Genomic DNA, 14573 nt, shown 5'->3' with positions numbered 1-14573 from the left:
CCTTCGCGAGCAAGCTCGCTCCTACAAGGGATCTGTGTTCGTGGGCATGAAAAAGGCGACCCGAAGGTCGCCTCTCTATTCAGCCAGCGTTGATCAAAACTCGTGATCAGCGTTGTCCGGGTTCAGGTCGCTGATGCCCAGTTTGCCAGCGGCCGCTTCGATCGAAGCGGTCTGCTTGACCAGGGAAGCAATCGCGTCGCGGACGATCTGATTGCCAGCGGTGTTGCCGGCAGCAATCAGCTGGTCGTAGTGCTCACCCTTGTTGGCGTGATCAACCATGACCTGGATCTTGGCTTCGGTAGTGGCCAGATCAGCCTTCAGCGCGGTGTCGGTAGCCGGATCAACGGCGGCCACCAGGGACGACAGGCTGGCGCCAGTCATTTTGGTGCCGTCGACGCGAGTGTATTCGCCCAAATACACGTTACGAACGCCTTTGGCATCGTAGAAGTGTGAGTTGTGGGTGTTGTCGCTGAAGCAATCCTGTTCGTCTTCAGGGGAGTTGGCTTCCAGGGAAACCTTCATGCGCTCGCCTGCCAGTTCGCCCAGGGACAGACTGCCCATGCCGAACAACATTTTGCGCAGGCCGCTTTCAGCCGGTTCCGCTTCCAGCGTGGCGCGGTAGTTGTCGGCCACGTTCGGCTTCCAGTTACCGACCATTTCTTCCAGGTCGCTGACCAGCAGTTGGGTCACGGACTTGAGGTAAGCGCGGCGGCGATCGTTGTGACCGCCAGTAGCGCCGGCGCCTTCCAGGTAGTCGGAAGCCGGACGGTTACCGGCGCCAGGGCCGGTGCCGTTCAGGTCCTGGCCCCAGAGCAGGAATTCGATGGCGTGGTAGCCCGTAGCGACGTTGGCTTCGGAACCGCCCAGCTCGTTCAGGCTGGCGAGTTTTGCCGGGGTGATGTCTTTCACATCGACCTTGTCTTCGCCGATCTGAACTTCGGTATTGGCGATGATGTTGGCCGTAGCGCCCGGGTTACCGAGTGCATGTTCGTAGGATTTGTCGACATAGTCGATCAGGCCTTCATCCAGGGGCCAGGAGTTAACCTGACCTTCCCAGTCATCGATGATGGTGTTGCCGAAGCGGAACACTTCGCTCTGCAGGTAAGGAACGCGAGCAGCAACCCAGGCAGCCCTGGCGGCTTTCAGGGTGTCGGCGTTCGGCTTGGCAAGGAAGGCGTCGACGGCAGTTTGCAGGGTTTTTGCGGTGGATTCGGCATCACTGTAAACGGCGAAGACCATGTCGGCGTAATGCGCAACAACGGCTTTGGCGGCGGCTTCATCGACTTTGCTGGCAGCGGCGGGAGCCTTGGCTGGAGCCTTGGCTGGAGCGGTCGTGGCGGCGGCTGGTGTAGGCGCTTGCGCAGCGGCGGCCTTGTCTTTGCCTTCGCCACAACCGGCGAGGGAAATAGCGATGGCCAACAGACTGGCGGTAGCCAGAGGCATACGAATCATGGCGAACATCCTGCTTCGAGAGGGGTGGAATGGCGCTGCACGCGCGCAAAACTGCGACATAATGCAAATCTTTCGCATTATGTGTAAAGAGTTGTAGCTGGAAATATTTCTTATTCAGCTTAAAAGATCGCAGCCTCGTTTCACTTTGTAGGAGCGAGCTTGCTCGCGATGGACGTGAACGATGACGCGTGTTGTCTGAAAAAATGCGCCGCCTTCAAATCCATCGCGAGCAAGCTCGCTCCTACAGAGATCTTTACAAAATAGCCGCGTTACTGCGCTGGGCCTGTTTCAGGTAGGCACTCAGCTCCCGTGCCGGCAGCGGTTTGCTGTAGAAATAGCCCTGACCTTCGTGACAGCCTTCGGAGATGATGTAGGCCTCTTGCTCGGCGGTTTCCACGCCTTCGGCAATTACCTGCATGCCCAGGCTTTTGCCCAACTGGATAATGGCTCGAACGATGGTCGCATCGTCGTCGTCATCGAGCAGGTCCTGAACGAAGCTCTTGTCGATCTTGATCTTGTCCAGGGGCAGGCTTTTCAGATAGCTCAATGACGAATAGCCGGTGCCGAAGTCGTCAATGGCAATCAGCGCGCCGGAACGACGCAGGCTCAGTAGGTGCTGGGCGGCGGTGCTGATGTCTTCCATCAGGCCGGTTTCGGTCACTTCCAGTTCCAGACTGCGCGGTGGCAGGCGGTAGATCTGCAGCAGGTTATTGACCACTCGCGGCAGTTCGGCGTGGTGCAGTTGCACCGTGGACAGGTTCACCGCCATGCGCAGGTCGCCGAAACCCTGGTCATGCCAGTCGCGCAATTGCTTGCACGCCTGATCCAGCACCCATTCACCAATGGCGATGATGGTGCCGTTCTGTTCGGCGAGGGGAATAAACAGGTCCGGCGGAACCAGCCCGTGTTCGGGATGTTGCCAGCGAATCAACGCCTCGACGCCCACCACGCGGTGATCGCGATAGCTGATCTGCGGTTGATAGACGAGGTAGAACTGGTCGCGGGCCAAGGCGTCGCGCAGGTCTTTTTCCAGCTCGCGACGGCGGCGCATTTCTGTGTCGACGCTGGCGATATAGAACTGGTATCGGTTGCGCGAACGCGTCTTGGCCAGCGTCATGGTCTGTTCGGCTTTTTGCAGCAGCTTTTCAGTGCTGTCACCGTCCTCGGGGAACAGCGTGATGCCGATGGTGGCGCGCAGGCGAATCTTTTGAGGACCGAGGACAAACGCCGCTTCCAGGTCATCGAGGATGCTTTGGGCCAGCTCGGCCGCTTCGTAGGGTTGTTCGATATCAGCCTGAACCAGGGCGAACTGGTCGCCGCCGAGGCGAGCGAGGGCGCCAAGGCGACCGCTGTGGGCTCGCAAGCGATCGGCCAGGGCCAGCAACAATTGGTCGCCGGTCTGGTAGCTGAACTGTTCGTTGATGCCCTTGAAGTCATCGAGGCCGACACACAGCACCGCGACCCGACGCTGCAATTTGCCGGCGTCGACGAGGATCTTGTCCAGCTGCTGCTGCAATTGCTGGCGGTTCGGCAGGCCGGTGAGGAAGTCGTACTGGGCCATGCGCAACAGGCTGTTTTCCGCTTCATGGCGTAAATGGGTGTTGCGCTCGATGGACTCGAGCAACTGGTTGGCGGTGTTTATCCAGATCCCCAGCTCGTTTTTCTCATGCCCTTTGAGTTGCGGGATTTTATGTTCGCTGGGTCGGTCCGGGTTGATTTCGGTCAGGTGTTCGATGATCCGCGACAGCGGTTTGGTCAGTAGCCAGTGATAAACCAGGTACAGCACCAGGCCCATGGCCAGTGCGCGCAAAACGCCGGAAATGAAGATGATCACCGAACTGACGATAAAACTCTGGCCGTAGGTGGCGGTGTCGAGGGTAATGCTCAGGTCGCCGTAATACTCGCTGTAAGGGCCGCGACCCACCAGTTGTGTGGTGAAGGTGCGTTCCTTGCCGAGGATCAGGTCGGTCAGCCAGCGACTGTGGGAATGCTGCAACTCTCGAGTCTTTTGCGCGAGCATGGCTTCGTTGGGATGGCCGATGGAGGCCTGGCGCACCGCATCGTCCTGAAACAGACCTTCGATGACCTGCATGCCCATCTCCCGGTCCAGGCTGTACACGGCCTGGGTCGACGGGTCACGGAACATGTCGAGGATGCGCTGAGCATCGTTGGCTACGGCCTGGTGTGTTTTATAGGCATCGAACACAATCTGCGCGCAGCTCAATACCACGCCGACGATCAATGCCGACAGGAGCACGACCCGAAGCAACTTCACCGACAAGCTGTTCTTGAGTTCCAGCTTCAAAGAGTCATTCCTTGTTCCGTGCGGGTAGCATCAAGTTGCCATGAGTATTGGCAATCCCGTGTTGGCAGTCAAAGGGACATTCAATCACAGGGGATTTTGCCTGTGCCTTGGCCGATATGCTGCTGTTTGGAGACAGTGACCTATTAGCACTGTGTCGGTTGTCGAGTCCTTCAACTTGAGGGGGATGTGGACATATTTTCAATTTGCTTGATGTTAGACGGCTGTGGCGTTGGAGCAAGGTGCTGAACGCTGGTTTCGTTGTGGGAAAACGCCCCCGGTTTTTGCAGATGTGCGCCATTTCACGGTGGGAAGCGTACTGCCCAGGCACCCATAAAAAAGGCGACCCCCTCACAAGGATCGCCTTTGGTCTAACGACGACTATCGCTTATTCCGACAGTTTGTACGCAATCACATAGTCACCTTGTTTGGTGCCCAGCGAACCGTGACCGCCGGCAACGACGAGCACGTATTGCTTGCCGTCCTTGCCGGTGTAGGTCATCGGCGTGGTTTGCGCGCCCGCTGGCAGGCGGCTTTCCCACAACTGCTTGCCGTTTTTCACGTCATAGGCGCGCAGGTACTGGTCAAGGGTGCCGCTCAGGAAGCCCACGCCACCGGCGGTGGTGAAGGTGCCGCCCAGGCTAGGCACGCCCATGCTCAGCGGGATCGGAACCGGCGAGCTGTCGCGCACAGTGCCGTTTTTGTGTTTCCAGAGGATTTTGGCGGTGGTCAGGTCGACCGCGGCCACATAACCCCATGCTGGCGCCTGACATGGCAGGCCCATTGGCGACAGCAGTGCTTCGAGGACCACGCCGTACGGCGCGCCTTTATTGGGCTGCACGCCTTCGGTTTCGCTTTTGCGCGGGCCTTGGGCGGCGATTTCAGCGGCCGGGATCAGTTTCGATTTGAACGCCATGTAGTCCGGGTTCATGAAAGCGATTTGACGCACCGGGTCAACCGAGATACCACCCCAGTCAAACACCCCGAAGTTGCCTGGATAAACAATCGAACCTTGCAGCGACGGCGGCGTGAACGGGCCGTCGTAGCGCAAGGATTTGAAATCGATCCGGCAGATCAGTTGGTCGAACGGGGTCACGCCCCACATGTCGCGCTCTTGCAGGGGCGGCGGCATCAGGTTCAGGTCGGATTTCGGCTGGGTAGGCGAGGTGTGATCACCGGCGACAGCGCCTTGCGGTACCGGTATTTCGTTGATCGGCACGATGGCCTTGCCGGTGCTGCGGTCCAGAACGTAAATGCTGCCCTGCTTGGTGGACGCCAATACCGCCGGTTTCACTCCGTCCGCCGTTTTCAGGTCCATCAGGGTTGGCTGGCCGCCGACGTCCATGTCCCACAGGTCATGGTGGGTGAACTGGAAGTACCAGCGCACTTTACCGGTGGCGATGTCCAGCGCGGTCAGGCCGGCGGAGTACCGTTCCGACTCAGGGGTACGCGCGCCACCGAACTGGTCCGGGGTCTGGTTGCCCATCGGCAGGTAGAGCATGCCGAGTTTTTCGTCGACCGCGAACATGGACCACATGTTCGGCGAGTTGCGGGTGTAGACCTTGCCCTCGGCAATAGGCGTCGTATCGTCCGGTTTGCCGCTGTCCCAGTTCCACACCAGTTTGCCGGTGTGCACGTCGAACGCGCGGATAACGCCGCTAGGCTCGTCGGTGGAGACGTTGTCGGTGACGTGGCCGCCAATCACGACCAGGTCTTTAGTCACGGCCGGTGGCGAAGTGGAATAGTAACCGCCGGCATTGAAGCCGCCGATGTTGGCGCTCAGGTCGATCTGACCTTTGTTGCCAAAGTCTTCGCACATTTTGCCGGTGTCGGCGTTCAGCGCAATCAGACGGGTGTCGGCGGTCGGCAGGAAGATCCGGCGCGGGCAGGCACTGGTGACGGGAGCGCTGGCGCTGCCGGTTGGGCTCTGCTCGGACGCGTAAGCAGCGTCATCGTGATACGACACGCCGCGGCAGGTCATGTGTGCCCAACCCTTGAAGTTCGCCGCGTTTTGCGTGGAGAGCTTCGGATCGAAACGCCAGAGTTCCTTGCCGGTGTCCGGGTCCAGTGCGATCACCTGGCTGTGCGGCGTGCACACGTAGAGCATGCCGTTGACTTTCAGCGGGGTGTTTTCGGCCGTGGTTTCGCCTGGGTCGTTCGGACCGGGCAGGTCGCCGGTGCGATAAGTCCACGCCGGAACGAGCTTGTTCGCGTTCTGCGGGGTGATCTGCGCCAGTGGCGAGTAACGATCGCCGTGGGCACTGCGGCCATAGGAGTTCCAGTCACCGTCGGGCATGGCCGGTGCGGTGTTGGTCATGCCCGGCACGCTGTCGCGGTCCAGTTGGCCTTTGATTTCACCGGGGTGGGTGAACTGGCTGGCGAGTGCCGCAGCGCCCGCCAATACCACGGCGACGCTCAATGCGCCGGTGCCCATCGGTGCAGCACCTTCACGCAGCAGCGGACGGCGGAACCACGGCAGCAACATGACGATGCCCAGCGCAAACAACAGCGCCAGACGCGGCACCAGTTGCCACCAATCGAGGCCGACTTCCCATAAGGCCCACACGGTACTGGCAAACAGCACTAGCGCGTAGAGGCCCAGGGCGGCGCGACGGGCGACCATCAGCAGCACGCCGGTCAGTGCCAGACCGATACCGGCCAGCAGGTAATACAGCGAGCCGCCAAGCATGCTCAGCTTGATCCCCCCGGCCAGCATGGCCAGGCCCATCAGCAGAAGCAGAATGCCGAGCAGGGTCGGCAATAGACGGCTTCGGCTCAAAGCACCATCAGTGCTCATAGTGTGGTTCTCCGTGACGTTTCAAGTAGTCCCGCGCAAGTTCACTGTAGATGACGATCCGGCGCAGGTAGGGTTCAGGTTAAAAAATGAGCGGTTGATGCAATCCCGTTCACCTATGGGTGTGGGCACCGCAATCTCTGTAGGAGCGAGCTCGCTCGCGAAAAACCTGAGAACGCCTTGGGGTGTCAGACTTACTGCGTTTTCGTTGACGATTCTCGCGAGCAAGCTCGCTCCTACAAGGGAGGTGTGTCGTTAGTTAGAAGGACGACTGGATCTTGATCCCGCCAATCAGTGCGTCATCGACCTCGTTCACGCCACCGGGGTGGCGGATGTATTGCAGGTTCGGGCGCACGGTCAGCCAGTTCGTGACGTGCACGCCGTAATAGAGTTCGCCGCTGTATTCGGTGTCCTGGGGTGGCAGGAACAACGGGTCGTCGTAGTCGAAAACGGCATGGGCCTGATTGGTGGCCTCGGCATTTTTACGGTAGGCCGGGTTGACGTGGACGCGGGCGAGGGCAAAACCGATGTCGTCTTTGGCGCGGGCATCGAACAGGCCTTTGTAGACGACGCCTGCCTGGACATAGTTGTCGATGGCGTTGGTCTTCTTGTCGTGCATCGTGCCGTTGGCGAACACGTTCAAGCCGCGAGCGTTGTCGCTGGAACGGCTAGTGATCTGTTGTTGAATACCAAGCCACATGCCGTGCTTGCTCGACGCGCTGCGGTAAGCCTCGCCGGTCAGCGCTGCGGGCTGGCCATTGCTGTCTTTGTAGACATCAGTGGCATTGGCGCTGCTGTAGTAATAACCGGCGCGGTATTCGCCCGGTAGACCATTGAGCTTGGGCGACCACACCAGCTCTACCGGCAGGATCGTGCCCTGGGTGCCGCTGCCGCTGAGCTTGAAGCCGTTGCCGCGATCCAGGTTGGACGGGTTTTGCTCATAGGCGCCGACCTGTGCATACAGCTGCGGTGTCAGGTGATATTTGACCCGCATCGCCCACTGGCTGACCGGCCAGTTGTACCAGATACCCCCCACCCAGTTTCCGACCTGAGAGCCGCAGAACGCCAGGTTCTGGAAGTCGCAGGGGAAACTGTTGAAGTCTTCGCCTTCGCCGAATCGGCCGACTTTGATGTCGAGTTTCTGATCGATGAATTTTTGCTGATACCACATCTGCGTCAGGCGCCAGGTCTGGCCACGGCCCCAGACTTCCTGAGCCGAGGTGAAACCGCCAACGCGCGGGTCGTTGATCCGGTCGTTGCTGATGTTGTTGCCGTTGCGCTCGGTGATGGTCAGCTGAAATTCGGCGTCGTCCCAGCCGAGGATTTTCTGCAAGTCCAGGTGCGTGCCGAGGCCGAACTGATCGCTGTAACGCGCGGTGCGGTCATGGTCGTAACCGCCGTGCAGATTGCTGCCCATTTCACCGGTGTAATCGACTTTGAAGTCGTAGCCTTTTTCCGAAAGTTCGGTACGAGTACCGTTCCAGTCACCGAGCATCCACGGTGATTCACTGTCGAAAGCCGGGGCAGCCTGGACGCAGGTGGCGAGGCCCAAAGCGGTCCATCCGCCGATCAGGTTCAGGGCTTTTCGGCTGGCAACCGGGGTGCAGATAGCGCTGTCTCGCGAAGATTGAAAGTAAGGCATAGAGAGGAAATTCTGGGTCTTTTTCTGGGGGATAAACTGAATACAGCAGGCGTGAAGCAGATAGAAGAATCGTTTCGGCTTGAGCGGACGCAAGGATAATGTTCTGTTACAAATAGAGAAAGCGCTTTTACAGACATGATTCGTTTCGGATTTTGTAACAGTCCCTGTAGGAGCGAGCTTGCTCGCGATGAACCGAAGAGCGCCACGTTTATCCAGTAAATAAGCGTTATCGTTATCGACCATCGCGAGCAAGCTCGCTCCTACAGTTTTTAGGATTCACCTACATTTACGAGATAGCGCACAGAGCCCTTCCACCCGATCACCCCCTCGGCTAAGGTGCGCGCCTTCCCATCCTTTCAACGCTCGAAGGCCCGGCATGACCGAACAGAACAACAACCCGCTACACGGTGTGACGCTGGAGCAAATCCTCAACGCCCTGGTTGAACACTATGAATGGTCGGGGCTGGCCGAGCGCATTGATATCCGCTGCTTCAAGAGTGACCCGAGCATCAAGTCGAGCCTGACGTTTCTGCGCAAAACCCCATGGGCGCGGGAAAAGGTCGAACGCTTGTACGTGAAGCTGATGCGCACCAAGCGACCGCTCTGAACATGGTCACCCAAGCGGCACCCCGGTCTGCCACGCGGCGTCGTTTTGCTGTCATGGGCGCGGTGTTGGGTTGGGCGGGGTTGGCTATTCAGATGTACTTGATTTTCTATTCACGCTGGAGTCTTGAAGCCAGTCTGCTGGGTGGGCTGGTGAGCTTTTTCAGTTATTTCACGGTGCTGACGAACACGCTCGTGGCCACCGTATTGACCTGTGAGTGGACGTCCCGGGAGTCGTCGGCGCGGCGCTGGTTTTTACTGCCGTCGGTGAGCAGTGCAATTGCGGTGAGCATCGCCGTGGTCGGCCTGGCTTACAACGTGTTGCTGCGCCATCTCTGGCATCCCGAGGGCTGGCAGTGGATAGCCGATGAGTTGATGCATGACGTCATGCCGCTGCTGTTTCTGGCTTATTGGTGGTTGTGTGTGCCGAAGGGCACATTGCGCCTGCGACTCATCATGCTGTGGGTGATTTTTCCGATTGTGTACTTCGCTTACTCGCTGCTGCGTGGGCATCTACTGGCGGTTTATCCCTACCCGTTCATTGATGTCGAGAAGCTGGGTTATCCACAGGTGTTTGTGAATGCGGGGGGACTGTTGGCGGGATTTGTTCTGATTGCTTTGATTGTGATCGGACTGGATCGGTGGCTCGGGCATCGTGGAAAAGGCATCGATTTGTAGAGTTTGTGACATCGCTATCGCGAGCAGGCTCGCTCCCACATTGGATCGTCATACACCAGCCCCTGTGGGAGCGAGCCTGCTCGCGATGGGGGCTTGACGGTGATTATTCCTCGTCGCTTTGATCCAGCCGCCAGTAACCAACGGTTTTGACCAACTGCTCGTTCAGCCCGTGTTCATCGAGCAACACTCGACGGATTTGACGCGACACTTTGGTTTCGGTCGCCACCCATGCATACAGATTGCCGCTTGGCACTTGCAGTTGCTTGACGGTGGTCAGCAGGTTGTTCTTGCCACCTTCGCGCAGTACCCAAATCACATTGATCTGCGCGGCGCTTTCCAGACGCTGCTGCTCGGCGCCGTTCTCCACTTCCACAATCACCAGCGCACGCCGGTCGGCCCCCAGGCCTTCCAGGCGTCGGGCGATGGCGGGCAGGGCGGTTTCATCGCCGATCAGCAAGTAGCTGTCGAATATGTCCGGCACGATCATCGAACCGCGTGGCCCAGCGATGTGCAGGAACTGGCCTGGTTTGGCCTGTTCGGCCCACGTCGCGGCAGGGCCGTCGCCGTGCAGCACGAAGTCGATGTCCAGCTCCAGCATGTCCAGGTCGTAGCGACGCGGGGTGTAATCGCGCATCGCCGGCATCGGGCCGTTGTCCTTCCCGGAGCCAAGTACCAGGGTTTCCAGCGCGGCTTGTTCCGCCGCGTTCTGCGGGAACAACAGTTTGACGTGGTCGTCGGAGCCGAGGCTGACAAAGCCAGCCAGATCTGGCCCACCCAAGGTAATCCGGCGCATGCGCGGGGTCAGGTCAACCACGCGCAAAACTTGCAGCCGACGGCGTTTGATCTCGTGCATCACACGGTGAATGGTTTGGATCACTTCAGTCATTCGGCTGTCTCCGATGCGGTTGGAACGGCAGGGCCATCAACGATGGCTTTGGCGGTGTCGTTGAGCAGGGTGGAGACACGCTGGATTTCTTCAACGCTCCAGCGACCGTGATGCAGTTGCAGTGCATGACGCAAGTTATGCACAGCCTCATGGATTTCAGCCGGGCGATCATGACCACGCAACGAACGCTTGCTGACATCGATGCGCATCCGCACGCCGTCGAGGGCAATCGCTTGCTCGCTCAAGGACAGACGTCCGGCGTCGGTCACGCTGTAGCGCTTTTTTCCACCTTCGGCGTCGCCCTGGATCATTTCGCTTTCTTCCAGAAAGGTCAGGGTCGGATAGATCACACCGGGGCTTGGACTGTAAGCGCCGTCGAACATGCCTTCAATCTGGCGGATCAAGTCGTAGCCGTGGCAGGGCTGCTCGGCGATCAGTGCCAGCAGTAGCAATTTCAGGTCGCCGGGGGCAAATACCCTTGGCCCGCGACCTCCGCGTTCGCGGCCAGGGCGCTTTTCGAAGCCGTCACGGCCATCGCCGTGCTCGCGGTGGGGGGAATGATGGTCTCTCATTTTTCCTTCTCTCCGTCGTGTTTAGATACAACTTAAGATATATCTTATGTGGAGCGCAAATTTCTTTGACCAATGGTCAGCCAAGCGTCACCCCCCGATGGGGCAGGGCGGAAAGGACGCTGAGTCTATTGTTTAGAGTAATTGGACTAATATCCATCTAATGTTAGTTGTAATCATTATCTAGATATAAGTAGTATCAATCTTACAGAAGATATAGTTGTATCTATCTGTGTGGTTTTTTTACTAATACTGTATGTAGTACTTCTCTGACAGCTAAACTATAAACTTGATATTTTATTGGTTTTTTTCTTAACGCTCGTGGGCTGTTTTAGCTACATGCTCTTCGGAATCTTCGTACTTACTTTCTTAAAGAATTGGTCGATTATGCCCCGGCGTCGAAAGTTGAGCCAAAACGCTATCACTCTGGTGGTTGTCGCGGTCTACAAGACTTTCTACGAACCAATCCATCGTAAAAGACAGGTACTCAACAATGTTCAAGAAGTTTGCAATCGCTGTTCCGATGACCCTCCTGGCACTGAGCTCTTCGGTGGCGTTCGCTGCGGAAGAAGCGCGCTCCTCGATCAACATCAGCGCTACCATTCCAAGCAAGGTCTTCCACGCTCAGCCGCGCAATCCGGACTTCGGTAAAGATGAAAAAATGACCTATGAGCTGGGTGCGGGCACATTGACGCCGTTGCGTGCCACCTATGATGTACAGCACACCAACGGTTCGGTCGGTGCCTACGTCGAGGGCGGGCCGCAACCTTTGTCCAACGGTTCCAACACCATCGCATTGACGTACACCTTCAATGGCACAACCCTGTCCGGCGTTTCGCAGGAAGTGGTCGGCGACACCGAGTCCAACGGTGGCATGCAGGCCGATCTGGTGATTGCTGCGGCCAAACCGGCTGATGGCCAGAATGGCCTTTACACCGCTACGCCGGTGGTGATCTTCGACGCCATCCCTCGCGTCACCCCGTAATACAGTTATGAACTAAGGCTAGCCCTTATCTGATAACGATTACCGGTCGGCGGACAACCTCTGTCTGTCGATCGGGTTTCAACGCATTCCTCTTCAGAGTATTTCGTTCATGTTCCCGATGACTCCCATCGCGACGGCGCTTGCCCTTTTTTTCTGTGCAACCGCCCTGGCCGCGCCTATGGAAAACGGTAATACACCTCGAGGTCTGTTAGCCCAGGCCAAGGGTTTGCCGAGCGAGTTCGAAGAGCACTTCTTTGATGTGCCGCTGGCGGTGCGCGTGGAACTTGACCAACAGTTTCTCGGTGAGGCGATGGTCGTTTTAACGCGTGACGATCGCATCACCCTCGTTGACTTCACCGATGTCAGCGACAGCCAGATCAAACCCAGCGAGCGCGATACCTGGTCGAATTATCTCAAGCAAGGTGTGGCGCTCGGCAGCTGCCAGGCCAAATGCCCGGAGCAACTGCTGGCCGTGCATTACAGCCTCGAAAACTCGCTGGTGTCGATCCTCACTGAAAACGCCGAACGCGACGATCAGGTACAGCGCTATTACAACCTGCCCGAAGGTGGCAGCACCGGGTTGATCGTGCGCAATCAACTGAACCTCAACGGCGGCCAGGACCAGGACCTCGGCGGGCGTTATGGCCTGGAGGCCAGCAGCAGCCTGGGCAACTGGACCCAAGCGGTCAACCTGCAGCTGTCCCGACTCGGCGGCATGGATGACAAGCTCTATCACGCCGTCAACGAGCTTTATACCCAACGCGAACTGGAAGGCAATTTTCTGCGCCTGGGCTATTTCACACCGTCGTCGGAAGGACTGACCCGGCAACCGCGCACCTTTGGTGCAAGCCCCGACACCGCGGTGGGTGTGATGTACGGCAGCTCCGACAGCCTGGCCATCAATAATCCGAAACCGGCGGTCTATCCGATCTACGTCACGGCCAATCGCCAGGGTTCGGTGGAAATTTACCGCGACGGCTTGATGATCAACACCCAGGCCGTCCCCGCGGGGCTGCAGACCCTTGATACGCGTCCGTTGCCGGGCGGTATCTATGAAGTGGAAGTGCGCCTGATCGAAGACGGTCAGATTACTTCCAGCACTCAGGAGCTGGTCTACAAACCGAACAACTGGCGCAACCACGACGAACGCTGGCGCTACAACCTGTTCGCCGGTCGTGAGTCCAAACTGTGGAGTAACTGGGATAATCAGGCCGATGGCGACATGACTGCCGGCGCCGCGTTCAACTTCCTCCTGCACCCGCGAGTGATCCTTGGCCTGACGGGGCGACAGGTTCGCGATTCCCTGCAATACGGCACTTCGGTCGACTGGGCCATCGTCAACAATGCCAGCCTCTATGCCAACGTCTACCAGACTGAGGACTACGGCACCGGCCTGGATGTGCAGGGCCTTTATTCCTATGGCAGTGGCAGCATCGTCGCCAGCCACAATCGCAGCTGGCTCGACACGACCCGGCTCTACGACACCTTGCCCGATGGCACGCGGGTGCGGCAGCGCAACGTGTTTGTCGGCCAGACCAGCAACTCGTCGTTGTCGGTGAATCAACGACTCACCAGCAAAAGTTCGGTCAATGCCCGGGTGTCCCACAGTGAGGGCAATACCAATGGCACGGGAGTAGATCTGGGCTGGACCCAGCGTACCCAACTGTTCGGCAGCGACGCCAACTGGCGTCTGTCACTGTTCGACAGGCCGGGCAGTATCAGTTCCGGCGATGATCGCAATCGTGGCATCGACTTGAGCGTCAACATCGCGTTGGGCGGCCCGGGTGAACAGATCTCCGGCAGCATTGGAACGCGCACCGCGCGTGATGGCGGGCGCGATAACAACGCTTCGGTCACCTACCGCAAAGACCTTCAGGATCACCTATTGCAAAGCGTCTCGGCCACGGCAATCACCGACACCTACGGCGTCGGGCTCAATGCGATGGCGACCATGAGTTCCGACCTGGTCAACGGCGACGGTTTTATCCAGCGTTCATCCTTTAACAACGACCTTACCGGCGGCCTGAACCTGGACAGCACCGTCGCGGTGGGCGGGCAGAAAATGGTCATGACCAGCCAATATCACCGCAATGGGGCCGGGATGATCATCGATGTGGAATCGGACATCGACGACATCGCCCTGCGTGCCGACGACTTGAGTGGTGGCAGCGCGGTCCTCAAGCCCGGGCGCAACTTCGTGCCGATCACGGCCTACAAAAGCAGCTCCGTCAGTTTCGATTTCGAGGGCAATCACGTTCCCGCCGCGACGATCCAGCCGGCGCGCTCCAGCTATCACCTGAACAAGGGCGGCGTGGAGTATCGCCAGGTGAAAGTGATGAGAACCCTCACCGTGCTCGGCCGCTTGGTCGACCCCCAAGGCAATCCACTCAAGGGCCACCACATCATCAATCACGCCAGTCGCGGTGTGAGTGAGGTGGACGGCTTCTTCTCCATGGAAATGAACGCCGGCTCGCCGACCCTGGAAGTGCGTCGCGGCAATCAGTTGCTGTGTCAGTTCCGGCTGGACCCGAGCCGTGGTCGCACCGAGAACAACGTGTTGATGATCGGGGATCTGCGCTGCACGCCGGACACCTTGGCGGATGCGACTTTCAAGGCACCGACCGCGGGTTGATGGCTCGGTCAAACGTAATTAATCGACGAG

General features: G+C 58.5%; 10 protein-coding genes. 4 read left to right on the top strand and 6 right to left on the bottom strand.

The genetic code is table 11. The features are described from left to right. Nucleotides 1-93: 93 nt before the first annotated feature. The 4 genes from JFU37_RS28520 to JFU37_RS28505 form a co-directional block, all read right to left on the bottom strand. On the bottom strand, nucleotides 94-1452 hold the full coding sequence (locus tag JFU37_RS28520; RefSeq protein ID WP_201120468.1) for an imelysin family protein: 1359 nt from the start codon (nucleotides 1450-1452) through the stop codon (nucleotides 94-96). A 253-nt stretch (nucleotides 1453-1705) separates the two neighbouring features. Further along, the gene (locus JFU37_RS28515; RefSeq protein ID WP_201120467.1) at nucleotides 1706-3757 is read right to left on the bottom strand and encodes a putative bifunctional diguanylate cyclase/phosphodiesterase; all 2052 of its coding nucleotides are present in this window, start codon (nucleotides 3755-3757) and stop codon (nucleotides 1706-1708) included. Between the two features lie 385 nt (nucleotides 3758-4142). Next, nucleotides 4143-6551, bottom strand: coding sequence for a glucose/quinate/shikimate family membrane-bound PQQ-dependent dehydrogenase (locus tag JFU37_RS28510; RefSeq protein ID WP_201120466.1), 2409 nt, complete (start codon nucleotides 6549-6551; stop codon nucleotides 4143-4145). A 256-nt stretch (nucleotides 6552-6807) separates the two neighbouring features. Continuing rightward, nucleotides 6808-8190, bottom strand: a complete 1383-nt coding sequence (locus JFU37_RS28505; protein ID WP_201120465.1) for a carbohydrate porin — start codon at nucleotides 8188-8190, stop codon at nucleotides 6808-6810. A 376-nt stretch (nucleotides 8191-8566) separates the two neighbouring features. Between JFU37_RS28505 and JFU37_RS28500 the strand changes: the two genes are divergently transcribed. Further along, nucleotides 8567-8797: a VF530 family protein gene (locus JFU37_RS28500; RefSeq protein ID WP_007903672.1), complete on the top strand. Its 231-nt coding sequence runs from the start codon at nucleotides 8567-8569 to the stop codon at nucleotides 8795-8797. A gap of 2 nt (nucleotides 8798-8799) precedes the next feature. Then, nucleotides 8800-9471 carry a Pr6Pr family membrane protein gene (locus tag JFU37_RS28495; protein ID WP_201120464.1) on the top strand — a complete coding sequence of 224 codons (672 nt, stop codon included), beginning with the start codon at nucleotides 8800-8802 and terminating at the stop codon, nucleotides 9469-9471. Nucleotides 9472-9574: 103 nt separating this feature from the next. Here JFU37_RS28495 and JFU37_RS28490 read toward each other — a convergent pair whose 3' ends face one another. Together JFU37_RS28490 and JFU37_RS28485 are read right to left on the bottom strand one after the other, a co-directional pair. Further along, on the bottom strand, nucleotides 9575-10357 hold the full coding sequence (locus JFU37_RS28490; RefSeq protein WP_201120463.1) for a siderophore-interacting protein: 783 nt from the start codon (nucleotides 10355-10357) through the stop codon (nucleotides 9575-9577). Beyond that, the gene (locus JFU37_RS28485) at nucleotides 10354-10929 is read right to left on the bottom strand and encodes a PadR family transcriptional regulator (protein ID WP_201120462.1); all 576 of its coding nucleotides are present in this window, start codon (nucleotides 10927-10929) and stop codon (nucleotides 10354-10356) included. Before JFU37_RS28485 ends, JFU37_RS28490 begins: the two co-directional genes overlap by 4 nt. A 490-nt stretch (nucleotides 10930-11419) precedes the next feature. On the opposite strand from JFU37_RS28485, the gene JFU37_RS28480 reads away from it, so the two are divergent. Together JFU37_RS28480 and JFU37_RS28475 are read left to right on the top strand one after the other, a co-directional pair. Next, complete coding sequence (locus JFU37_RS28480; RefSeq protein WP_201120461.1) at nucleotides 11420-11911, top strand: CS1 type fimbrial major subunit; 492 nt, start codon at nucleotides 11420-11422, stop codon at nucleotides 11909-11911. A 109-nt stretch (nucleotides 11912-12020) separates the two neighbouring features. After that, nucleotides 12021-14543, top strand: coding sequence for a CS1-pili formation C-terminal domain-containing protein (locus JFU37_RS28475; RefSeq protein WP_201120460.1), 2523 nt, complete (start codon nucleotides 12021-12023; stop codon nucleotides 14541-14543). Nucleotides 14544-14573: the final 30 nt, after the last annotated feature.

It is taken from the genome of Pseudomonas sp. TH41, from assembly GCF_016650695.1.
GTDB lineage: Bacteria > Pseudomonadota > Gammaproteobacteria > Pseudomonadales > Pseudomonadaceae > Aquipseudomonas.
This window is presented reverse-complemented; position numbering and strand designations above follow the sequence as displayed.

Excerpts from the sequence above, each read along its gene's own strand:
- JFU37_RS28485 (WP_201120462.1), bottom strand. The coding sequence starts at position 10,929 with ATGAGAGACCATCATTCCCCCCACCGCGAGCACGGCGATGGCCGTGAC.
- JFU37_RS28495 (WP_201120464.1), top strand. The coding sequence starts at position 8,800 with ATGGTCACCCAAGCGGCACCCCGGTCTGCCACGCGGCGTCGTTTTGCT.
- JFU37_RS28475 (WP_201120460.1), top strand. The coding sequence starts at position 12,021 with ATGTTCCCGATGACTCCCATCGCGACGGCGCTTGCCCTTTTTTTCTGT.
- JFU37_RS28500 (WP_007903672.1), top strand. The coding sequence starts at position 8,567 with ATGACCGAACAGAACAACAACCCGCTACACGGTGTGACGCTGGAGCAA.
- JFU37_RS28505 (WP_201120465.1), bottom strand. The coding sequence starts at position 8,190 with ATGCCTTACTTTCAATCTTCGCGAGACAGCGCTATCTGCACCCCGGTT.
- JFU37_RS28520 (WP_201120468.1), bottom strand. The coding sequence starts at position 1,452 with ATGATTCGTATGCCTCTGGCTACCGCCAGTCTGTTGGCCATCGCTATT.
- JFU37_RS28480 (WP_201120461.1), top strand. The coding sequence starts at position 11,420 with ATGTTCAAGAAGTTTGCAATCGCTGTTCCGATGACCCTCCTGGCACTG.
- JFU37_RS28490 (WP_201120463.1), bottom strand. The coding sequence starts at position 10,357 with ATGACTGAAGTGATCCAAACCATTCACCGTGTGATGCACGAGATCAAA.
- JFU37_RS28510 (WP_201120466.1), bottom strand. The coding sequence starts at position 6,551 with ATGAGCACTGATGGTGCTTTGAGCCGAAGCCGTCTATTGCCGACCCTG.